General features: G+C 64.3%; 23 protein-coding genes and 1 tRNA gene. 10 read left to right on the forward strand and 14 right to left on the reverse strand.

Features of this window, described 5'->3' with window-relative positions:
* Nucleotides 1-3 precede the first annotated feature (3 nt).
* Nucleotides 4-858, reverse strand: a complete 855-nt coding sequence (locus KBY77_RS11530) for a CsgG/HfaB family protein (RefSeq protein WP_255104519.1) — start codon at nt 856-858, stop codon at nt 4-6.
* Nucleotides 859-1,127: 269 nt separating this feature from the next.
* Between KBY77_RS11530 and KBY77_RS11535 the strand changes: the two genes are divergently transcribed.
* The gene (locus tag KBY77_RS11535) at nt 1,128-1,604 is read left to right on the forward strand and encodes a redox protein (RefSeq protein WP_255104521.1); all 477 of its coding nucleotides are present in this window, start codon (nt 1,128-1,130) and stop codon (nt 1,602-1,604) included.
* Between the two features lie 12 nt (nt 1,605-1,616).
* On the opposite strand, the gene KBY77_RS11540 is transcribed toward KBY77_RS11535, so the two are convergent.
* The 6 genes from KBY77_RS11540 to KBY77_RS11565 all read right to left on the reverse strand — a co-directional run bounded on the left by KBY77_RS11540 (nt 1,617) and on the right by KBY77_RS11565 (nt 6,613).
* Nucleotides 1,617-1,679 (reverse strand) — tRNA-Ile (locus KBY77_RS11540).
* Nucleotides 1,680-1,763: 84 nt separating this feature from the next.
* Complete coding sequence (locus tag KBY77_RS11545; RefSeq protein WP_255104523.1) at nt 1,764-3,032, reverse strand: hypothetical protein; 1,269 nt, start codon at nt 3,030-3,032, stop codon at nt 1,764-1,766.
* Nucleotides 3,029-4,270 carry a hypothetical protein gene (locus KBY77_RS11550; RefSeq protein WP_255104525.1) on the reverse strand — a complete coding sequence of 414 codons (1,242 nt, stop codon included), beginning with the start codon at nt 4,268-4,270 and terminating at the stop codon, nt 3,029-3,031. Before KBY77_RS11550 ends, KBY77_RS11545 begins: the two co-directional genes overlap by 4 nt.
* A complete protein-coding gene (locus tag KBY77_RS11555) occupies nt 4,267-5,175 on the reverse strand; it encodes a hypothetical protein (protein WP_255104528.1) in 909 nt (302 codons plus the stop codon). The genes KBY77_RS11550 and KBY77_RS11555 overlap by 4 nt, the downstream gene beginning before the upstream one ends.
* Complete coding sequence (locus KBY77_RS11560; RefSeq protein WP_255104530.1) at nt 5,175-5,591, reverse strand: hypothetical protein; 417 nt, start codon at nt 5,589-5,591, stop codon at nt 5,175-5,177. The genes KBY77_RS11555 and KBY77_RS11560 overlap by 1 nt, the downstream gene beginning before the upstream one ends.
* A complete protein-coding gene (locus tag KBY77_RS11565; RefSeq protein WP_255104532.1) occupies nt 5,591-6,613 on the reverse strand; it encodes a collagen-like protein in 1,023 nt (340 codons plus the stop codon). Before KBY77_RS11565 ends, KBY77_RS11560 begins: the two co-directional genes overlap by 1 nt.
* 1,593 nt (nt 6,614-8,206) lie before the next feature.
* Here KBY77_RS11565 and KBY77_RS11570 point away from each other — a divergent pair.
* The gene (locus KBY77_RS11570; protein WP_255104534.1) at nt 8,207-10,090 is read left to right on the forward strand and encodes a hypothetical protein; all 1,884 of its coding nucleotides are present in this window, start codon (nt 8,207-8,209) and stop codon (nt 10,088-10,090) included.
* A 188-nt stretch (nt 10,091-10,278) separates the two neighbouring features.
* Nucleotides 10,279-10,611 (forward strand): hypothetical protein, encoded by a 333-nt coding sequence (locus KBY77_RS11575; RefSeq protein WP_255104536.1) that lies wholly within the window; start codon nt 10,279-10,281, stop codon nt 10,609-10,611.
* Between the two features lie 24 nt (nt 10,612-10,635).
* On the opposite strand, the gene KBY77_RS11580 is transcribed toward KBY77_RS11575, so the two are convergent.
* Genes KBY77_RS11580 through KBY77_RS11610 form a run of 7 tightly spaced genes read right to left on the reverse strand, consistent with a single transcriptional unit; the run spans nt 10,636 to nt 14,865 of the window.
* Nucleotides 10,636-10,887 carry a hypothetical protein gene (locus KBY77_RS11580; protein WP_255104538.1) on the reverse strand — a complete coding sequence of 84 codons (252 nt, stop codon included), beginning with the start codon at nt 10,885-10,887 and terminating at the stop codon, nt 10,636-10,638.
* A 3-nt stretch (nt 10,888-10,890) separates the two neighbouring features.
* Complete coding sequence (locus KBY77_RS11585) at nt 10,891-11,703, reverse strand: hypothetical protein (protein WP_255104540.1); 813 nt, start codon at nt 11,701-11,703, stop codon at nt 10,891-10,893.
* Between the two features lie 2 nt (nt 11,704-11,705).
* Nucleotides 11,706-11,906: a hypothetical protein gene (locus KBY77_RS11590; RefSeq protein WP_255104542.1), complete on the reverse strand. Its 201-nt coding sequence runs from the start codon at nt 11,904-11,906 to the stop codon at nt 11,706-11,708.
* A gap of 47 nt (nt 11,907-11,953) precedes the next feature.
* Nucleotides 11,954-12,742: a hypothetical protein gene (locus KBY77_RS11595; RefSeq protein ID WP_255104544.1), complete on the reverse strand. Its 789-nt coding sequence runs from the start codon at nt 12,740-12,742 to the stop codon at nt 11,954-11,956.
* 15 nt (nt 12,743-12,757) lie between these two features.
* Nucleotides 12,758-13,462 carry a hypothetical protein gene (locus KBY77_RS11600; protein WP_255104546.1) on the reverse strand — a complete coding sequence of 235 codons (705 nt, stop codon included), beginning with the start codon at nt 13,460-13,462 and terminating at the stop codon, nt 12,758-12,760.
* An 8-nt stretch (nt 13,463-13,470) separates the two neighbouring features.
* Complete coding sequence (locus KBY77_RS11605) at nt 13,471-13,905, reverse strand: hypothetical protein (protein ID WP_255104548.1); 435 nt, start codon at nt 13,903-13,905, stop codon at nt 13,471-13,473.
* A gap of 60 nt (nt 13,906-13,965) precedes the next feature.
* Nucleotides 13,966-14,865 carry a major capsid protein gene (locus tag KBY77_RS11610; RefSeq protein WP_255104550.1) on the reverse strand — a complete coding sequence of 300 codons (900 nt, stop codon included), beginning with the start codon at nt 14,863-14,865 and terminating at the stop codon, nt 13,966-13,968.
* A gap of 171 nt (nt 14,866-15,036) precedes the next feature.
* Between KBY77_RS11610 and KBY77_RS11615 the strand changes: the two genes are divergently transcribed.
* The 7 genes from KBY77_RS11615 (at nt 15,037) to KBY77_RS11645 (ending at nt 19,417) form a co-directional block, all read left to right on the forward strand.
* A complete protein-coding gene (locus KBY77_RS11615) occupies nt 15,037-16,131 on the forward strand; it encodes a Fic/DOC family N-terminal domain-containing protein (RefSeq protein ID WP_255104552.1) in 1,095 nt (364 codons plus the stop codon).
* A gap of 176 nt (nt 16,132-16,307) precedes the next feature.
* On the forward strand, nt 16,308-16,835 hold the full coding sequence (locus KBY77_RS11620) for a hypothetical protein (protein WP_255104554.1): 528 nt from the start codon (nt 16,308-16,310) through the stop codon (nt 16,833-16,835).
* A gap of 97 nt (nt 16,836-16,932) precedes the next feature.
* Complete coding sequence (locus KBY77_RS11625; RefSeq protein ID WP_255104556.1) at nt 16,933-17,181, forward strand: FitA-like ribbon-helix-helix domain-containing protein; 249 nt, start codon at nt 16,933-16,935, stop codon at nt 17,179-17,181.
* Complete coding sequence (locus tag KBY77_RS11630; protein WP_255104558.1) at nt 17,178-17,591, forward strand: type II toxin-antitoxin system VapC family toxin; 414 nt, start codon at nt 17,178-17,180, stop codon at nt 17,589-17,591. Before KBY77_RS11625 ends, KBY77_RS11630 begins: the two co-directional genes overlap by 4 nt.
* A 201-nt stretch (nt 17,592-17,792) precedes the next feature.
* Complete coding sequence (locus tag KBY77_RS11635) at nt 17,793-17,996, forward strand: hypothetical protein (protein ID WP_255104560.1); 204 nt, start codon at nt 17,793-17,795, stop codon at nt 17,994-17,996.
* A gap of 102 nt (nt 17,997-18,098) precedes the next feature.
* Entirely contained in the window at nt 18,099-18,839 is a 741-nt protein-coding gene (locus tag KBY77_RS11640) for a L,D-transpeptidase (protein WP_255104562.1), read from the forward strand.
* Nucleotides 18,839-19,417, forward strand: coding sequence for a phage tail tip lysozyme (locus KBY77_RS11645; RefSeq protein WP_255104564.1), 579 nt, complete (start codon nt 18,839-18,841; stop codon nt 19,415-19,417). The genes KBY77_RS11640 and KBY77_RS11645 overlap by 1 nt, the downstream gene beginning before the upstream one ends.
* The last annotated feature ends 3 nt before the right edge of the window (nt 19,418-19,420 follow it).

A 19,420-nucleotide genomic window follows, 5' to 3' on the forward strand; every position in this document is an offset into this window, starting at 1 on the left:
GAATCACTCCAGCTGCAGCACCCCGCGGGTGCGTTCACGCCGCTGCTGCTCCTGAGCCTCGAAGCTGGCCATGCAGTTGCCCTTGGGCACCAGCAGACAGCTCACATAACTGGAGGCATCGATCAGCGCGGCACGGATGGCCTTGGCAGCCGGGGTGCGCTGGGCCTCGGAACTGTTGGAGCCGAAGCGCAGGGTGCCGGCAGCCCCGGTAAGGCCCTGGCCGGTGCGCCCCATGTTGGGGGCAAGGAAAAGCGCCAGACCGGCTGCCGGCAGCAGATTCACCCCGTCCTCACGGGCGGAGGCGGTGTTGCTGGCTCGCCCCTCCACCGTGCGCTGGCCCACCACCTCACCGGTGGTGCTGTCCACCACCCGCACGTCGATCGCCACGTAGTCCTTGGTTTCGGCCTGCTGCTTGTTGGTGCCGAAGCCCAGCAGGCCGAAATTGCTGCCGGAGGTCTTGCTCTCGACGTTGGATTCGTAGGAGCTGACAGTACCGAGCACGATGTAGCGGGCCCCGGTCATCTGCCCACGCTGAGCGGAATTGGCGCTCTTGCGAACGATGCCCAACTCAGCGAGTTCCTGCTCGGAAAGCACCGCCTTGAGGTTGTTGCGCTCCACCACCTGGAGGTCGCCGGTGGCCTGGAGTTCATTCGAAAGCATCGCCGCCAGATCGGTGGCCACGGGTCCCTGCCACCACCAGGTCTGCTGGGTGACGGTGTTCTTGAAATCCGGCACCGAGACGGTGGGCCGGCCCGCGGGCCGGGGCTGCGACAGAACCGGGGGCGCGGCGAGGGCCAGCCCAAGCCCAGCGGCCAGAGACACAACGGTGAGAAAGATGGGGCGATCGGGCAAGGCCATGGATCCCAGTGAAGGTCCATTCAAACGATGATGGCCAGGATTTCCAGGGGTACGCCCGATGAAGGCTGCCTGCCCGCTGCCTTGCCGTCATGACCGGATCGGCATCTGTCCGCAGGGAGCCGGTTCCGTAGCGTCCTGCACGTCCGTGGGGTCAGAGGCTCTGTTGAATGGAGGGACTTCACGCCGCATGGCCGTCAGTGCCGGCGGTTGCCTCCATGGCCGCATCTTTGCTCGGTAACAGTGAACAGAAAGGGCCCAGGCCGGCTCCGATGTTTGAACTGATTCCCTACGAGAAGTTCCGGGACACCCCGGCTGTGCGCTTCTTCGACATCACGGTGCCCACCTCCAACGCCCGGGATCTGGTGGTGCATACCGGTCCGGCCGTGAGCCCCCCAGACGACCCTGAGACCGGTGCCTGGCAGTTCTACCTCCATCCCCACCAGGAGGACAACCTGCTGGCGATGCACGGCGGCCGCACCTTCTTTCTGGTCAACCTGGGCTGGAACTACCCCTTCCACATCGTCCGCCTCGACACCGGTGGCGACATCCTGCGCATCCCTCCCGGCACCTTCCACCGCTCGGTCTCCGACCCCGATGGCTCACTGGTGCTCAACCAGGCTGTGCGCGAGAAGGGGGCCTCGCTGGTGCGTGAGTTCCGTGTCTACAACAGCCACGACATCCCCCGGCTGTTCGCCGTCACCAGCCAGACGGCGCCCCTGCCGAAGCTGCACGGCGTGAGCTGGTGAAGAACTGAATGATGGGGGTCGCGAGGATCGAACTCGCCTAAGGCGGATTATGAGTCCGCCCTGACCCATTGCAGCACAGCACTTCTGAGGGGCTATGTGCCTAGCCGGTGCCTAGCAGCGGACTAATCGTGCCTAATTTGTCCGCCTCATTGCCCCAAATCAGCCCTGGCGACGGGGCCACAGGACACCCGCGCCAGGCCGCACCGGGCCACCCTCAACGGGGCCTGGCTCGATCACCTCGCCCTGGCTCTCCAGCAGATCGACCGCAGCCTTCCGCATCACCCGGTGCTGGTAAAGGGCCGCCATCGCCGCGTAGGGCTGGCTGCGGGCATCGCTCAGGTCGGCAAAGCCGCCACTGACCACCGGCATCTCGAACAGCGCAAGCGCCGTCGTGCGAGCACGCCAGGCAAAGTCCGTGAACGAGGTCCAGCCAGCCACCGCTGCAGGCAGCGCCGCCGTGGGGAAGCTCACCCACCAGTCAGGGCTGACGCCACGGCCCAGCTGGAACAGGCTCCTGCCATCCACCAGGTCGATGCGGCCATGGACGTGCATGTTGCGTCCCGGGTAGGTCGTGTTATTGGTGTCCACCGGGCCGATCCAGAACGGCGCTGGCAGGCAGAGGGGGTTCGGGTCCACCGTGTCGCTGTAGCTCGGTGCGCCCGAGGTGGGCGTGAGCACCCTCGATTCAGGCAGCAGCGCCACCCGGCTCAGCAGACGCTGGTGCAGCGCACTCACCGTGGCGAACTGAAACGAAGGCCTCACCGAGGTAATCCGGCCCAGCCGCCCAAGGCGATTGGGCGCCATTCCCTGCAGCTGCCGCAGGCACACCGTCCACAGCCCGCTGGCCCCATCACGGGCCAGCAGGAAGGTCCAGGGGTTCGGGTTCTGATGCGTGACCATCGGGGCGGCAGCAGCATCACCGCAGAACAGGAACCACTCCGCCCCCGGCGTTGTGTCCTGCGCGAACACCAGCGCCGATGCGCCGGCCTGGGCCTGCATCGAGTCGCACACCACCGAGGCCGTCACCTCTGAGCCGCGCAGGTCCCAGCGCTGCCACTCAGACGAGCCACCGAAGGTGGTGCTCATCGCCCCGTAGCCATCGTTCCCCGTGCCGTTGTCGTAGAGCGAGCTGTGGCCGCCATGGCAGGTGACGGACGACGAGTCCTCAGCGGTGGTCGATTGCGTCCAGTACCAGATCCAGCTCTCGATCGGCCCGCCGAAACGCAGCACCAGGCCCCGCCTCACACCGGCTGTGGAACTGCTCGGCTGCCGCAAGAGCGTCAACGGCTGGTCCGCATTGATCGGCGCCGCATTCACCGTGGCGATGAACGCAGAGAGCCGCTCGATCAGCAGCGGGAATGGATCAGTAGCTTCCATGCCGCGCCAGTTGAGCGACGGCAGCAGCTTCACTCCGGCGCTGGTGCTCATGTGCCTGCCCCCCTGGGCCACAGCACCCCAGCGGCAGGCCTGCCACCACCTTCTCCACCAGGGCCACCATCACCAGGGCCGCCCTGCTGCTCGAGCAGCTCGATGAACGCCGCTCGCTGCAGCGGATGCAGCATCGCCTGCGCCGCCGGTACGTAGGCCGCCTGATCCGTGCCGTTCAACGGCTGGATCGTGTCGTACTCGAACACCGGCAAGCCATCCACCAGCACCAGATCGGTCATGCCAGCTGTCCAGCCGCTGTAGGCCGAGAACGTCGTCCAGCCCGAAGCCGTGGGCACAAGCGGCAGATCAGCCAGCTGGACCTGCAACCAGGTCATCTGGAACCAGGGCCGGCCGATCAGGAACAACCTGGAGCCATCCAGATCGATCGTGCGGAACTGCTGCAGCAACCTCTCTGGATAGGCCCAATCACTGCCGGTGGTGGTCCTGCCCATCCAGAAATCAGGCGGCAGCGGCCACAGCCGCTCACTCACACTCACCACACCGGCCGCCGTGCGGATGTTGCTGCTCACCACCGCGCCGCGGGCCGCGTAACGCGCCAAGCCAAACGAACCAGACAGCGACAGCGTGCTCGAGCTCAGTGCCTCGTAGTGCAGCTGAGTGTTCAGCAGGCAGCCGACCGGGGTTGTGCCCGGGAAAAGCACGCACCAGCCATCGGTGCCGGGCTGGCGGAACAGCAGGAAGGTCCACGGGCGGCCATTGGCCTCACCGTTCGGATCGAACGGCATCACCGTCGAATCCGCATGGAACAGCCACCACTCCGCCCCAGGCGTCGTGTCCTGCGCCCAGAGCAGCACCCCAGGCGAGCAGGAGCTGGGAATCATCACGCTGCCGCCCCCGTTGCGGCAATCAACCGCCGGGTCCGTCGCGCTCACGTTCAGCAAGCTGCCGTAGCCACCGTTGCTGCCGTCATCGAGCCAGTTCTTGGCACGACCCACCAGCAGCGTCGGGGTTTGCCACAGCTCCACCGGATGGACCCAATGGAGCACCCAGTCCTCCAGCGGCGTTGATAGCCGCAGCACCATCCCCCGCCTCACATCAGTGGCGTCGGTGTTCCGCTTGAGCACCGCCAGTTGGCACGATTCGTTCCCTGGTGTGGCATTCACCGTGGCGATGAACGCCAGGAGGCGAGAGAAGAACTGGGAGTACGCGGCGGAGCCGCCGCTGCTCTGCCAGTCCAGCGCAGACGAGGTCCGCACTCCCGCCAGCATCACCGTCATGGCGGCGGGATCAGCACAGCCAGATTGCCGCCGACCGTCACGCAGAACTGTCCCACCGGCAGCCCCTCGACCTGGGCCGTCCACAGCGGCGCCGAACGGGCGCGCGCCAGAAACTCAGACGGCAAGATCAGCGGCGCTTCCAGGCTCACCGGCCCGCTCTGGTGCGCGTAGGTCGTGGAGTTCACCAGCACAGGCCAACCAAAGTGATTGGTGAGCACCGGCTGCCACAACCACTGCGTTGTGAGGCGGATCAGTTGACGGAAGCCCGGTGCGATCGCTCGACCCGTCATCATCGTGCAGCCATTCTGCAGATAGCTCATCACCAGCCACTGGCCTTCTGTGATCTCGCGAGTGATCAGAAACAGCAGGTTATTCTGAAAGCCGCCAGAGCTGACCATCGACATTCCGAAATACTCCTGGCCAGCGATCTCACCTGAGAAGATGAAGTAATCCTCCAGGTGCGGCGGGTTTGGCCCTGCGGTTGGGCTGAGCTTATTGTTCAGCCCAGTGGTGTTGCTCGTGATTGATGCAATTGAGCCACCGCTATCAGTCGTGACGGTCGTATAAACCACCCCATGCACGCCCCGCGAGGTGTCCAGCGGGTCGTAATCCGCTGCGCGTCCGAACCACACATCAAAGCGGTTCTGGCGGTCCACCACCGGGCACAGCGGCCCGCCGGCCAACATCTGGGCCACCATCGGGCTGTACTTGTTCTCGAGCCGCAGCGTCCAGCCGCACCAGGCTGAGTCTTGCGCTGGTTCCTTGAGCACTGTGATTGGCTGCAGCGGGTAGCGCGGGTTCACCAGATCGAGCCACGCCTGCAGCTGCGGCGCAGCGCGGCGGGCCAGATCCGGCCAGTCCAGGGTCGGCCCGGCCGGCGGCAGGTTGTAGAGGGTCGCCACCATCAATCCACCAACACGACGGCATCAATCGCCAGCACCGGCGTCACGAGGCCCGTCTGCTCCACACGCAGCCGCGCCAGCATTCGGTTCTGCGCTGGCACCTCCGCATTGGAATAGCTCGTGCCAGGCGCCAGCCGGAGCACTCCACCACCCAGCGTGGGGAAGCGCACGTCAGCGACCACCCCACTGCCCGGCTCCGGGTCTTGATTCACAGGCCGCAGGTTGTCGGCCTGATAGGCCGCCTCGGAGTTGTAGAGCGTGATCCAGCTAGCCACATTCGTCGTGATCGCCTGCACCAGTGCATCGGAGCCCAGCTCATCGAACGCCAGCATCACCACCGCCGGTCCCACCGTCTGGCCAGAGACGATCTCCTGCAGCTCGCGCCGCGGTCGATCGATTCGCGCGACCCAGCTCGGCATCAGGGGATCACCGCCACCTTGCGGATCGCCCGGGTCTGCTGCGCAAACGTCTTGCTGTTGCCTTCCCAGTTCCCGTAGAACCAGTCCTGCAGGATCACCTGTGTCGCTGAGTTCTGCGTCGAGGTATTCATCTGGCCGTCAAAGAACGCCTCGGCACCACCCAGCACAAACGGAGTAAACGCCGTCAGGCCAGGTACTGACAGCGTGTAGTTGGTGGTCGGAGGAACCGCGTGAGGATTGGTGCCATAGGCATCATTGTTCCCCTCATCGGAATTCGGCTTGAAGCTGCGATAGAGAATCTCCAGCTCATACAGCGCTGGCACATACCAATCGGTGTAGCCACCGATCGTGAGCGCCCGCGCCCATTGATTCGCCGGATGGGTTGCATCCTTGCTCGCCTCGCTGTTGGCGTAACCGTCGAACATGCTCGCGCTGCCGCTCGATGCGGTGTTCGAGGTCTTGGTTGCTTTCGAGCTCATGCCCGTGGACTTCGGAGCAATGATCAGCGCGTGGGTGGCCACACCATTCGCGCTCTGGGAAATCAAGCCGCCATAGATGCCGCCCTCAAAGGCAGCACCGATCGACGGCAGGCTGCCGATCGGGTATCCGCTTAGCACCGTCAGTTTGTAGACGTTCCCCGTCGCCGTATCGAGGTACATATCCCCATCGATCTGGCCGGGGATGTCCGGCGGCGGGGCACCAGTGCCCACGAACCAGCCCGTGCCGCGGCTTCCCGCCGCGCCAGCAGGGCCGGCCGCACCGACCGGGCCCTGAATTCCCTGGGCCCCGGCTGGCCCAGTGGCACCAGCGGGTCCGATGGCCCCGGCGGGGCCCGTGACTCCGGCAGCTCCAGCTGGGCCAGTTGGGCCAGCAGGGCCGCTGATCGAGCCCGCATCCACCCAGGTGGTTGTCTCGGTGTCCCAGACGAACAGCACATTGGTGCGATCAGGCGGCACCGTCGCGACGACGTAGGCATCACCATCGAGCTGGCCACTGCTCGGCAGGTTCGCCTGCAGCGCCACATTGCCCTTGAGGTTGATGCCGGTGCCCGCTGCACCCTGCGGGCCGGTCGGACCGGCGGGACCGACAGGGCCAGCACTTCCGGCTGGACCGGCTGGGCCGGTCCCCCCGGGATCACCAGCCGGTCCAGCATTTCCCTGGGGGCCGGCGGGTCCTTGAGCGCCACCAGGTCCAGAGGGTCCGACTGGTCCGATTGGTCCAGGGCTGCCCTGAGGGCCAAGCAGAGAGCCGGTGTTATTCCAGGGCATCGAGGGCGAGGTCCCGCGTCACTTCACCATCTATTGCCATCACATCCAGCTACCCGAATCTCTCTCTGCTGATCAGAAGAGTTGATAGCTCGTTCTTTCCATCAACCGGAAGGCACGATCACTCATAGGGTCTGGGCCACTGAGGGAACACATGAAAACTTGCCAAGCACCTGCGTAGATCGAGCAGGACATCCACACCATCCAGCATCTGATGTGCAATCAAGGCGTAGAAACGACCAAGATCAATACCTGTTCTCGATCGTGGACCGCTTGGGGTCAGCGGCCCAGCAGACATTGTGTAGCTCCATGATCAAGTGGTTCTCGGGTCCGAGAACCACGGCCAAGCTTGTAGAGGTAAATCTGAAAGCTTTTGATGCGACTAGGCTCTTGCCATGCGCCCAATGCCCTTGAGCCGTGGTTCGAGGAAAGAGGTGGACATTCAGCGGTGGTTCACGGAAACCATCCAATAACAAGTTGGGCAGACCAGAAAGAAAGATTATGCCCGGCAGCGTCCATAGAAGACTTGCCAAGCTAAGCTAACAATAACTGCCCATCTAAGAAATGCAGGATTTAGTAACTCAGGCCTTCTCGGCGTTGCAACATTCACCGCCAGCAGTTACTGGACTCTTGTCAGGGATTCTCGGTGCTTTTGTTGCAGACTGGTCGAAGTGGGGCTTTGAAAGCCGCCGAGATCGCCGAGAAGCCAGGAGGAGACTCATAGAACAAGCGAGAAGTGTTTTGGCTGAACCACCCCCTAAGAAAGACTTCAGGGAGACGTCACTATATTTTCAACTTTCGCCTCATCTTCTTGCTACAACAAGAGCAAAGATGACCAACACTCTATTGCCCGACGGCACGGAGGCTATTGAAATTGTGCTATGCGGCAGCAGTGCGGTTGCGAATCCATACGCTGATGCGATACTGAGAGATCTTGTGACTTTGGAAAGAAAATGGGGGCTGATCTAGTCTTTGAATAGCTTCATGCAGCCTTCCTGTGCTGAACGACAGCCCAACAACCCACTCCAGCCGGCGGGATATCATTACTCCTGTATTCAAGAAAGAAGATCAGCCCATTACTCCCTCCCGCGGCTGAGTGGGAGCGCTGTAATGATTTATGAATCTATGCATATCGAGCGCGCCAATAACAGCAAGATTACTAAAGCGTCTGCCCAGCGCCTATGTGGCATGAGGGTTTCAGATCATGGCTGCCTCTTATCACCAGATAGTTCATGGAGTGGATAGGTTAGTGGCGAGCAACTCTCACAACCATCCTATTGCATGTGGGCATCCGCTTGATGTCAGATAGATGAAGATTGATCAAACACTAACAACCCAAGGAGATTCGAGATGCCACAACCCTTCCCAAACTCTGACGAGAATCTCGTCACCACTGCTCATCCCTTCATCGGCAATTTCCACAAGACGCTGCCGCATGACGATTATGGCGAAGTCATTCCCGAGGCGTATCGCAAGTTCGAACGTACCTGCCTCGCGATCGAGGCGGGAATGCCGATCAACTTTGAGGAGGTTCCCGAGGGACAGTTGGTACTCACGGCGCAATCATCATTTAATTCGCAGGCGGCAGCGGCACTCACCGGCACCGTGGCACGCTTCACCAGCCCGCTGGCCGGCGCCGCGACGGAGGCACACGGCCCTGATCCAAAGGCGATGGAGATGCTGCCCGCACCGGGCTGCCTTTCCATCAGCACGGCCGCCGAAATGTCGGAGGTTTATTGGATGGCACTCCTGCGCGATGCCCCACTGCTCGCTTTCCAGGTCAACCGAACGCCGCCAGCTGCGGGCTGTGCAGACATTTCCGCGCACGACGTTGAACTAGGTTTCAATGTCACCAATCGAGTCGAGGATGCGCGCAAGTGGGTCAACATTCTGTTCGATTGCGCTGTAAGGCGCGACACCGACCCCGGCAAGCTGCGCGCACCGCTAGATGTTGACGCTGGCTCAGGCGGTGCTGACATTCGGCTTCAGACGCTGTTCCGCAGCGGATTGGTGGATGAAGAATTCGGTCCTTTGGTGAGCCAGTTCTTCATTCGCCCGATTGGCTACGGCACGCAGACGATCGATCAAAAGCAGTTCCCCTATATCGCAAAGCGCGATTTTCTCATCACGCATGGTGACTGGCTTCTGGCTCAGAATACCGGCAAAGATGTCTACGGTCGCGACTACGCAAATTGCAATAACTATTCTGATCAGTTAAATCGTGGCGCTTCTTATTACCCGGTTGATGGGAGTGGTCAGCCGGTCAAGCGCTACATCTCGACCATGCGCGATCTCGCTCGCTTCGTGAACCGCGATGCGTTGCATCAGGCCTACTTCAACGCCGCGCTCTTTCTCGACGGAATCCGCGCGCCGCTTGACGCGGGCAACCCATACCGTGGAAACCGTTTCAGCCGCGAAGATCCTTTCGCCTCGCTCGGCGGCCCGGATTTGCTCACGCTGGTGTCTGAGGTCGCCAGCCGTTCGCTCAAGGTCGTCTGGAGGCAAAAATGGCTGGTACACAGGCGTGCGCGGCCCGAGGTCTACGGCGGTCTTGTGCAAATGCAGCGCAAGGGTTACAACGGCGTCCCACGCCATTATGGGCTGCCGACGACAGCTGCAGCTTGCCCGAATTTCGACGACGCCATCGACGCAACGCTTGCCGCTGTCGGCATGCACAACCAAGCGATGAACGGAGGTACGGAGACCTTCTTCCTGCCGATGGCGTTCTCCGCAGGCTCTCCAGCTCACCCCGCCTATGGCGCTGGGCATGCCACAGTCGCGGGTGCGTGCGTTACCACGCTGAAGGCCTGGTTCGATGAGGATGCGAAACTTGCCGATGTTTTTGCCGCTGCGAATGCAGCCGCCTCCGTTAGCATGACCGCGCCCAAGGATCCTCCTGGTGGCGAACTGAAACTGCTCCAGCCTGGCTATCGCAGAGTCGGTTCAGATCTCGATGCCTTCTGCGAACCCATGGAGTACTCAGGTGGCGATGCCAGCCGAATGACTATCGGAGGCGAGCTCAACAAGATCGCCAGCAACGTGGCGATGGGTCGTTCGATGGGCGGTGTGCACTGGCGCTCTGACAACACGCGCAGCCTGCGGTTGGGGGAGGCGATTGCTATCGAAATCCTGCGTAAGCGCACACTCGAATATGCAGAGCGTCCTGTCTCATTCACCTTCCGTGCGTTCGATGGGCACATCGTGCGTATCGCCAATGGTCAAGTCCAGACGTAACTCAACATTCGCCCAGCAACCGGTTGCAGCGGCGGCGGAATGCCGTCCGCTGCAACCGGAACGTTCCAGCATCAGTAAACATCATCAGAAGTGAACGCCACAACCCGCACAGTGCAAGCCTGAACGATCTGCTCCCAGTGATGCGTGGTGATCCCCAGCCGAGCCGGCACCTCATGAGCTGAGATTCCATGCAGCAGCAGTTTCTGGCCCCGCGCATGAAGCTCCCGCCAAGACGGCGGCAGCTTGAGCAGGAAGCCGTGGTCCCTCAGGAAGTGGCTGATCTCCCCATTGGCGTAGGAGCGCATAGTCACGAAGGCTGGAGCCAATGTCTGGGCGGAATCGACGGGGCCGGCCTTGATCAGGGCGAGGGTGGCGTGCTGGAGGCGATCATGCGGGTCGACCAGGGCTGCAAGTCAGCCGAGACGGCATCGCGGGAGGCCAAATGCATTTCCTGCAACAAGTGGCGGCCGCCACTTGTTGCAGGCGCGTTTGCGCTGACGGGAGGCCGGGCCACGGGGTGATGGGCTGCTGGGGGCTATTGAGGCTCAGGTCAGCACCCAGGCGCTGCCGCTCCAGCGCCGGGCGGGTTTCACGATCCAGGCGCCACCGATGCGAACGCGTACCGGCTTGAGCGCCCAGGCACCGGCGATCCACACGGAAAGCAGGCCGCCACCCCCCGGTGGCTCAGCCTCGATCCCGAAGAACTCATCAGTGACGATCTCCCCGGCCGGCCCCCGGTCCCAGCGATCGGAACCACCCGTGAAGGGCAGGCGAGGATCGCGGACGTCACGGGTCACAGCTCAGCCAGCCGCGAAGCGCACGACACCCTTGGCCACTCCGGTGGTCGTGGTCGTGCAGAGCTGGATCAAGGCCAGGCAGGCGTCATTGGCAATCTGCGGCAGCCCGAGGCTCGCCCAGTCGAAGACCTCCGCCTTGCTCGCCACCACCGTGAAGAACCCGGCGCGGTAGCGGCTGCAGGTCACGCCGAAGTTCCCGGCGGTGCCGCTCGTGGCGCTCAACTGCACGCTGTTCACCGCCTTGATGCCAGATTTCCCGGCCTCGGGGAGGATCTGATAAAGGCCGCTGGCGCGGCTGGTGGCCACCATCGGCACCACCACGTTGCCGCTGGACTCATCGCTGTAGGTCACGGCCACCGTCGCGTTCACCGCCGTTGTGCCCGTGTCTGAGTACCACTCAAGCCACCACTGCATCTGGCTGTGATCCGCCGGGCCGATTCGCTCTGCAGGAACCCCGGCAAGAGTCAGCGGCAGGTTGGTGGTCTGCAGGGTCGCCACATTGCCCACCAGGCCACCCTGATGGCAGAGGCGATCGTGGATCTCCAGCGTGGCCGTCGCCAGGCTGGTGGCCACATCCACCCAGGCCATGTAGTTCGCCAGCGGCAACACCTGGTTCTCGAAGGGGAGAGCGCCCAGCAAGGCCTTGGTGCAGACCGCCGCCGCCGTAGGGATCGCACCCTGCCCGGGCTGGCCGGTGGCCCGCCAGAGCGAGTAGAAGCGCCCTGCAACGGCGTTCGCCAGAGAAGCCTTGTCGAACAGCGCGTGGCGGGAGTTCGCCAGCGCGGCGATCAGCTGATCGCGGGAGGTGATTGCCATGGTCAGTTCGTGTCGATCCAGAGGTCACCGCTGGAGGGATTAGGCGGTGGGGTCGGCCCCACCGTCAACCGAGCGACATCGAGCTTCTGCGCCAGGGCCTGCTGCAGGTCGCTCTGATCGCCGATGGCGCCTGTGATCGCACCCCACGCAGCAGCAGGGCCAGGTGGTCCCTGGATCGAGTTACCGGTGGCGTCCCAGCCCATGCCCACCTGGGGTTACGCCAGCTATTGCCATTGACCAGCCCCTGCGCTCAAGTCATCAGCTCGTAGACCCTGCCGGCCACCCGATCGAGATACAGGTCGCCTGGAGCCGGAGGCGGCATCAGACCGATGCTCGGCGGCGGCCCATCGCCCGAGTACCAGCGGGTGCCGCGGCTGGCCGCGCCCGAGCCGTACATCGCCACCAGCGCAGGCTTGCCGTCCACCGGGCTCGGCAACAAAGCCAGCCCGCCCTCCGGATGCAACCGCAGCCGCCACACTTCCGTGCGGCTGCCGTTGTAGGCCAGGCCGTCGATGCCATCACCCGGCACCAGGGGCTCGATGCCAGCAAGGCCACCGCCAACGGGGCTGCTTGATCCAGACAGGCCGGCCTGCACCACACCCGGCAGCAGCGGGCAGCCGATCAGCGCCACGCTCAAGGCCGTGACGGTTAAGCCCATCGTCACCGTCACGGTCAGGTCCTGACGCTGCAGGTAGATGTGGCGAACAGCGGGCACATCAGGCCGGTACGGAGTCCAGGGCACGGTTTCAGTGCTCCCGTCCCCCCAGCTCACATCAAACGATTGCGGCGGCACCCCTGAGGGGTTCACGAGCAGCTCGATCGCTGTGCTGCCGAGCGGATCGTTCCAGCGCGTCGGCGCCGGCATCCAGAACAGCTCCAGCACACCAGCGGGCACCGGTCCGAGCCGGTAGCCCAGCTCCAGCCAGCGCGGCACCTCGTGATGCAACGACCACTCCTCACCGCCAGGGCAGCCGATGGGCGGAAGAATCCGCACACGGGCTTCCACACCATCGGGAGCGTTCGGCAGGGGGTAGGGCAAGGCGAGGCCCTCCGCTCAGATCAGATCCATCGGAACGGTGGGCAGGGCCTCATCACCCGCAGGGGCCGCAGCAGCAGCGACAGCCTCGGCCTCAAGGCGGGTGGCCTCAGCCACCATCTCAGCCTTGGTCATGGAGGCGTCCAGCGTGACGCCGAACTCCACCACGCAGATCTCCCTGATCTCCGCCTTGGTCATCGCGGAGAAGTCGGTGGCGGTCGCATCAGGCCGAAGCGGCGCAACCGGCACTACCGGCTCTACCAGCGCGACCGGATCAGACGGAAGCACCGCTGCGGGCTCCAGAGCGTCCTCGAGCATGCGTCCGGTTTCATCCGCGCCCTCAGAAGGGGCCGAGTCATCGTCAGGCCCAGGGTCACCGCCACTGCCATCGTCGATCGACACCGGCGCATGCACCTCCCAGCCATCACCAGCCCAGCCCGCGGCGTGGACGGGCCACACAAAGCGGTCGCTCTCGCCGCTCTTGGAGATGCGCAGCATCCCCTCGGGCGGCAGTTCGAGCACGGGCTGGTCAGTCGTCAGTTCCACGGGAATCGTCGGATCAGTGGGGCTGGTTGGATCGGTGGGCAGCTCAGGTGGCGTCTCCGGCGCGGGTGCCGTCGGCACCGTCGGATCAGTGCCGCCGCCATCGGGTTGAGGCGGTGCCCATGGCCTACCAGGTTTGGTCGGATTGAGCACCGGCAGGCCGGATTCAGGCTTGGGCATCTCTCACCTCACAGCTGCTCGGTGGAGGTGAGGCCCACATAGGCCCCATCAGGCGTGGAGGGCGTCAGCGTGGCCCTGGCGAAAGCAAAGGCAGGAGGCGTCACGTTGGCCGCATCAGCAGGTGCCACCGCCAGGCCCGCGCCTGAGATCAGCGTCTCCACCCGCCCGCCAGCGGCGGGAATCGCCACGCTGCCCGCATTCACGAAGGTGCCTACCGTGCCGTCCTTGAGCAGCGGCGCCACCTCCAGCTGCACCGTCACCGCAGCAGCGGCGCCAGGGTGGCTGGCCACCAGCACAAAGCTGTTGGCGGCATCGAGCAGGGTGGTGAGCCGCACCGTTTCGCCGCTGACGCGGGTGCGCTCGAACGGGTCGGTGGCGTTGTAGTTGATCCAGCCCACCAGGGTGGTGGCTGCATCGATCAATCGAGTGCCCGAGTGGGCCATGGTCGTGTCCTCAGTGGAAAGGTGAACAGCAGCAAGGGAACTGACGGTGGCCGGTTGCCGTCAGGCGGCCATGGGGGCGACGTTGTAGAGCCGCCCGAGGGCGCTCTGATCCACCACGGCAAAACCCACGTACCAATCGACCCGGGTGCGGAACACGGGTGCATCCGGCACCTCGCCGAAGTCCCGCACGTTGATGCCGTAGCGACCCTCGAACGGTCCCTGCAGACCCGTCACAGCCTGGTCCCCGAGGACGGCCGCATAGATCGAGGTGGTGCCGCCGGCCTCGCCAAAGCCCAGCACCTCCTGGCCGGCCGCGTCCTTGTCCACGATCAGGATCTCGGCCTCCTGGAAGTAATGGCGGCCGTCGATCACCTGATAGAGATCACCACCGGCCTCACGGCTGAGGGTGCTGATCTGCCTGCGGCCGGCCTTGCTGGTGATCAGCACCTTGTCGCCGCCATAGGAGTTGATCGAATCCAGCAGTGCTTCCAGCCTGGTGAGCACCAGGGAGGTGCCGCCGTTGTCGATCGTGCCCGCGCTGCCGGGGCTGCGGCGCTTGCTGAGGCCGTTGAAGGCCCGCGGGTCAAAGGTGGCGTCACCGTTGACGATCGCTGCTTCCAGGGTGAGGCGCATGGAGCGCACTTTCTGCTCGGTCTGGCTGGCGCGTGCCGCCGGGCCCTGCAGGTCCACGATCGAGCGGTCCACATCGAGGTCGCCACCGAAGAGGTGCACGTACTCGTTGGCGTTCTCCACCACCCCGAAGTCCCGCTTGTAGCCCTCGTTCACAGCACGGAAGCCCACACGGGGAAGCTTCACTTCCACAGGGAAGGCGAGCGAACCGCCGACGAGATCACGGAAGGGCAGGCGGGAGAGCAGTTGACCTTCTGAGAAGGTCTTGATCACCGCAAGCCGCTCGACTCGCTTCTCGTACTTGGCCGCCTCGATAAGGGTGAGGCCCATGGTCACTCCCGGGGCCGAACCCCAGCAACGTCACCACCTATTGCCACTGATGATTCCGGCGTGCCGGGAAGCGGCCTGTGGCGGCCGTCTTGTCAGCAGGGAGGGCTCTGGGGCCACCTATCGTCAAAACACGTCAGCAAAATGGCGTTTTCTTAACTGGTGCCCAGCGACGTGTCAGCTTCCCGCGGCTTCCTGCAACCGCTGCCTCCTGCCGTCGAGCTGGAAACAGTGGCGGTCCTGCGGGCTCTGGCCGCCGCCAACCGCGCCTTGGCGGAGCTCAAGGGACGGGCGGCCACGATCCCCAACCAAGGCATCCTGATCGACACCCTCGCCCTGCAGGAGGCCAAGGCCAGTTCCGAAATCGAGAACATCGTCACCACCCAGGATGAGTTGTTCCAGTTGGGCCTGTTCCCGGACGGTCTGGAATCGGGTGCGGCCAAGGAGGTCGCCCGCTACCGGGACGCCCTCAAGCTCGGGCTGACGCAGCTGCAGGACACGGGCGGGTTGATTCGCAACGCCACGCTCATCGACATGTACCGCTTCCTGAAGGCACGCAGCGATGGTTTTCGCTCAACGCCAGGCACCGCCCTGATGAACGACAGGACCGGGGAGGTGATCTACGTCCCTCCACAGGACCGCAACGAGATCATCGCCGCGATGTCAGCACTGGAGGCGTTCATCAACGACGATGAGATCTGCCGGCTCGATCCGCTGATCAAGATGGCACTCATCCATCATCAGTTCGAGAGCATCCATCCCTTTGCCGACGGAAACGGCCGAATCGGGCGCATCCTGAACGTTCTCTACCTGACCAGAACAGGGTTGCTGGACATCCCGATTCTCTATCTCAGCCGCCATATTAACCAGCACAAAGCTGAGTACTACCGGCTGCTCCAATCTGTGCGAGAAGAGGGCGGCTGGGAGGCCTGGGTGCTCTACATGCTTGAGGCCGTCGAGAAGACCTCCAGAACGACCCTTGCGCTGGTGGAAGGGATCCGGGAGCAGATGGCAGATGTGAAGCAGCGCATGCGCACTCATCTCCCGAAGCTCTACTCCCAGGATCTGCTGAACAATCTCTTCCGCCACCCCTACACCAGGATTCAATTCGTCCGAGATGACCTGAGCGTGACCCGGCAGACAGCCGCCGACTACTTGGAGCAGTTGGTGGAGAAAGGTTTCCTGGAGAAACACAAGTCTGGTCGGAGCAACTATTACATCAACACGGCCTTGGTGACCTTGTTCCTGCGGGTCTCAGAAGGCCCCTGAAGCGCCATCGGTTCGGCTTTGATCAATTGTTCAGGCATGGCTCGGCCTTCTTCATGGTCCGCAGCGGGGCAAGGGTCAAGACATGCCGGCCTGCTGTTGCGCTGGGCTGCGCCACTGCGGTGGTGGCCGGCCCTTGCCCTCGCTGCGGTCACTCAGGCGTCCTTCGCTGGCGCCCCATGGCACCGCACATCCTGATGATCCAGCGCACCACGCTGCCCTGCAGTGATCACGCCTATTGCTCGATCAAGTCCCATCTCATTCACGATGAGGCGCTGCCGGCGGCGCTGCTGGCCTGGTTCTGCCACTGCCCGCTCGATGCCATCACCGCCTGGCGCGTCGGCCCGATCTGGCTCGCCCATGGCGGTGAGTGGGCTGAGCGCCAGGAGCTGGAGAGCTTCCGCTGGCCTCATCTGGGCGGCACCGTCATCCACGGCAAGGCCATCGGAGTGATCCCTGATCAGCACACCGGTGGCTGGCGTGCTCTCACAGAAGGTGAGGCTGATCGGGCGCTGATGGTGCTCTGGCGGTTCATGGGAGGGCTCACGCAGTCCTATGCACCCGTCGATCACAGCTTCACGGTCACCCTCAGCCATCACCAGCTGGAGGTCTATCGAGCGGCGGATGAGGCCGGCAAGCTCGAGTTTCGCCGCAAGGTGGCCAGGGAGCGCCGTGAATTGAGGGTGGCCATGGGCCTGGCGGCCTGAGGCAAGCGGGGCCGCTCAGGGCGGCCCCATTTGTCTGCTCCGCCAGCACTGCAACCATTTCGGTTGCAAAATGGTTGCACTCGGTTGGTATGGCCCTATGCCCACCTCCCTCACCCTCAAGAACATTCCAGACGCTCTCTATGCGCGACTCAAGGCCTCCGCGCAGCAGCACCGCCGCAGCTTGAACAACGAGGCGATCGTCTGCCTGGAAGCGGCATTGGCACCTGGGCGCCCGCCAGCGGCCGAGCGGTTGGCCCAGCTGCGCGCCCTGCGCTCCACTTTGCCCATGGGGACCACATTCGCGCCGGAGGACATCGAGACGTTCAAGCTTCAGGGCCGGCCATGATCGTGGTCGACACCAATGTGGTGGCCTACCTACTGCTGCCTGGTCCGCTCACAGGCGCCGCAGAAGCCTGGTTCGAGGCGGATCCTGATTGGGCAGCACCGCCGCTGTGGCGCAGCGAGCTGCGCAACGTGCTCACCGGTTACCTGCGCCGCGGCACCCTGCCGTTGGAGCAGGTGATCGCCTTGCAGGACCAGGCCGAGGAGCTGCTGGGCGCCATGGAGATCCCGGTGACCTCAGAGCGGGTGTTCGAACTGGTGCAGCGCAGCACCTGCAGTGCCTACGACTGCGAATTCGTCGCGGCCGCACTCGAGGCCACAGCACCGCTCATTACCGCTGATCGCGCCGTGCTGAACGCCTTTCCAGAGATCTCACGGCCCCTGAATCAACCTCCCCCCACGGCCCAGCCGTAGCACCCAGCTTCATGCAGAACGACCTGCACTGACGGCTACGCACAGGCCACTGCATGGTCGGGGGGCGCCTCAAGGGCTGCGCTAGTCCGGCTTTTCTGCGCCGCTGTGCGGCTGTGTGGCGCCGCTGTCGCGCCGCTCAGGCGTGGTGCCGTCCCCTTGACCCACCCCCCGCCTGCTTCCGTGTCCTGCGCTGCGCCTCCGATGGCCACCACGCACCGCTCCACACGCGCCCGCTTCTCCGCTTGCAGCTCCGAGGCCCTGGAGGATCTGCTCTGGATCGCAGAAGGCGAATCAGCTCCCTGCCGCCGTGTCGCAGGGCTGGTGGCTGATCTGCTCTTCGAGCGGCAATTGGCCACTCCCGCAAGCTGTCCGGTCTGGGTTCGGCCCGAGGAGCTGCCCTTCTGAACCGGGCGTTTCTTGCGGGGCACTGGCCCCGCTTTTTTTCTGGCTCCGCCGGGCCTGGCAAAGGGAAGCATCCACCCCGCCGGCGCCCTGCGTCCTGCTGCCATGGCCAAGCTGATGAGCCCCGATCGCTTCCAGGACCGCTGGGAGGCGTTCAAAGGCCAGGAGCAGCAGGTCTTTGGCGTCGAGCAGCTCTACGACGCGATCAAGGCCCTGGATGGCAAGGGGCTGATCCTGCGCGAGGACGCCCCATGGGCGCTGCAGTTCAGCGAGAAACCTCCCGCTCCCCCAGGGCCACCAGCGCCCAGCGGTGGCCTCGATCCCCGCGGTTCAGAAGAAGCAGGGCTTGTGGGTCCCAAGATCGCCGCACCGGTCAAGCCGGGCGATTCATACCTGCTCGTCAACGACCGCGACGAGGACATGGAGGCCTACGACCACACCGGGGCCTTCCTCTGGAAGGTGCCGTGTCTGGCGCGGGGGCAGGGTGCCGACAACAACTGGACGTCCAACAGCACCGACACCCCGCCCGGCCTCTACAAGCTCGGCCAGATCTATCCCGACTACGAGCAGAACCCCAATCCCCCCTGCTCCGATACCGCCATGAGCTACGGCTGGTACAGCTTCGATCTCATCGAACTCGAGAACCAGGAGATCAAAGTCGGCCGGGCCGGGATCATGCTCCACGGCGGCGGCTCCGGCTGCGGCTGGCCCGGTGCCTGGGCCGCCAACCAGACCCTGCTGCCCACCCTCGGCTGCCTGCGGCTCCACAACATCGATCTGCGCGACAAGGTGCTCCCCCTCACCAGGAAGGGCACCGTCTATGTCGGCGTCTTCCAGGAGGCCTGATGGACACCCGCAACCTCCAGAGCTGGCTCAGCTTTCTCTGCTCCCCTGCCGTCACCGAGGCCAGCTGCGGCGTGATCGCACCGCTCACGCCCGAGCAGGCCGCCGGCTTCATCGGCGCCATGGTCGTCGAAACCGGCTCCCCTGATCTCTCGGATCTCGATGTAGTGGAAGCAGGCTGCGGCGCCGGGCGCGGCGCCATGCAGTACACCGGCGTGCGCCGTGGGCCCTACGACAAGGCCCGCAGCGAGGCCATCGCCCGCGGCCTCGATCCCAACTCCCCCGCCTGGCAGCAGCGCTACTTCGCTGAGGAGTACGCCGGCCTGCACGATCCCCCTGAGGGTTCGCTGATCGGCTGGACCGATGTGTTCGCCCTCTGTCCGGTGGAGCTCACGCCCGAGCAGGCGGCGGTCTACTGGACCGGCAGCGCCGAGGCCGCCCAGGGCTATTTCCGCCCCGGCAGACCCCACAGCGAACGCCGTCAGGACGAGGCCGCCCGCATCTGGGCGCTCATCGAGGACGGCACCCTTTGCGTTCCCCAGGGACACCCCGCCCCGCGCTTGGCCTTGCACGTCTCATGAGCC

Origin of the sequence: Synechococcus sp. Cruz-7E5 (genome assembly GCF_024345995.1) — a bacterium.
Classification (GTDB): Bacteria; Cyanobacteriota; Cyanobacteriia; order PCC-6307; family Cyanobiaceae; genus Regnicoccus_A.

What these genes read in the sequence shown, in the direction of transcription:
- KBY77_RS11530 (WP_255104519.1), bottom strand. Translation starts at nt 858, where the DNA reads ATGGCCTTGCCCGATCGCCCCATCTTTCTCACCGTTGTGTCTCTGGCC.
- KBY77_RS11535 (WP_255104521.1), top strand. Translation starts at nt 1,128, where the DNA reads ATGTTTGAACTGATTCCCTACGAGAAGTTCCGGGACACCCCGGCTGTG.
- KBY77_RS11545 (WP_255104523.1), bottom strand. Translation starts at nt 3,032, where the DNA reads ATGAGCACCAGCGCCGGAGTGAAGCTGCTGCCGTCGCTCAACTGGCGC.
- KBY77_RS11550 (WP_255104525.1), bottom strand. Translation starts at nt 4,270, where the DNA reads ATGACGGTGATGCTGGCGGGAGTGCGGACCTCGTCTGCGCTGGACTGG.
- KBY77_RS11555 (WP_255104528.1), bottom strand. Translation starts at nt 5,175, where the DNA reads ATGGTGGCGACCCTCTACAACCTGCCGCCGGCCGGGCCGACCCTGGAC.
- KBY77_RS11560 (WP_255104530.1), bottom strand. Translation starts at nt 5,591, where the DNA reads ATGCCGAGCTGGGTCGCGCGAATCGATCGACCGCGGCGCGAGCTGCAG.
- KBY77_RS11570 (WP_255104534.1), top strand. Translation starts at nt 8,207, where the DNA reads ATGCCACAACCCTTCCCAAACTCTGACGAGAATCTCGTCACCACTGCT.
- KBY77_RS11575 (WP_255104536.1), top strand. Translation starts at nt 10,279, where the DNA reads ATGCAGCAGCAGTTTCTGGCCCCGCGCATGAAGCTCCCGCCAAGACGG.
- KBY77_RS11585 (WP_255104540.1), bottom strand. Translation starts at nt 11,703, where the DNA reads ATGGCAATCACCTCCCGCGATCAGCTGATCGCCGCGCTGGCGAACTCC.
- KBY77_RS11590 (WP_255104542.1), bottom strand. Translation starts at nt 11,906, where the DNA reads ATGGGCTGGGACGCCACCGGTAACTCGATCCAGGGACCACCTGGCCCT.
- KBY77_RS11600 (WP_255104546.1), bottom strand. Translation starts at nt 13,462, where the DNA reads ATGCCCAAGCCTGAATCCGGCCTGCCGGTGCTCAATCCGACCAAACCT.
- KBY77_RS11605 (WP_255104548.1), bottom strand. Translation starts at nt 13,905, where the DNA reads ATGGCCCACTCGGGCACTCGATTGATCGATGCAGCCACCACCCTGGTG.
- KBY77_RS11610 (WP_255104550.1), bottom strand. Translation starts at nt 14,865, where the DNA reads ATGGGCCTCACCCTTATCGAGGCGGCCAAGTACGAGAAGCGAGTCGAG.
- KBY77_RS11620 (WP_255104554.1), top strand. Translation starts at nt 16,308, where the DNA reads ATGGCACCGCACATCCTGATGATCCAGCGCACCACGCTGCCCTGCAGT.
- KBY77_RS11625 (WP_255104556.1), top strand. Translation starts at nt 16,933, where the DNA reads ATGCCCACCTCCCTCACCCTCAAGAACATTCCAGACGCTCTCTATGCG.
- KBY77_RS11630 (WP_255104558.1), top strand. Translation starts at nt 17,178, where the DNA reads ATGATCGTGGTCGACACCAATGTGGTGGCCTACCTACTGCTGCCTGGT.
- KBY77_RS11635 (WP_255104560.1), top strand. Translation starts at nt 17,793, where the DNA reads ATGGCCACCACGCACCGCTCCACACGCGCCCGCTTCTCCGCTTGCAGC.
- KBY77_RS11640 (WP_255104562.1), top strand. Translation starts at nt 18,099, where the DNA reads ATGGCCAAGCTGATGAGCCCCGATCGCTTCCAGGACCGCTGGGAGGCG.
- KBY77_RS11645 (WP_255104564.1), top strand. Translation starts at nt 18,839, where the DNA reads ATGGACACCCGCAACCTCCAGAGCTGGCTCAGCTTTCTCTGCTCCCCT.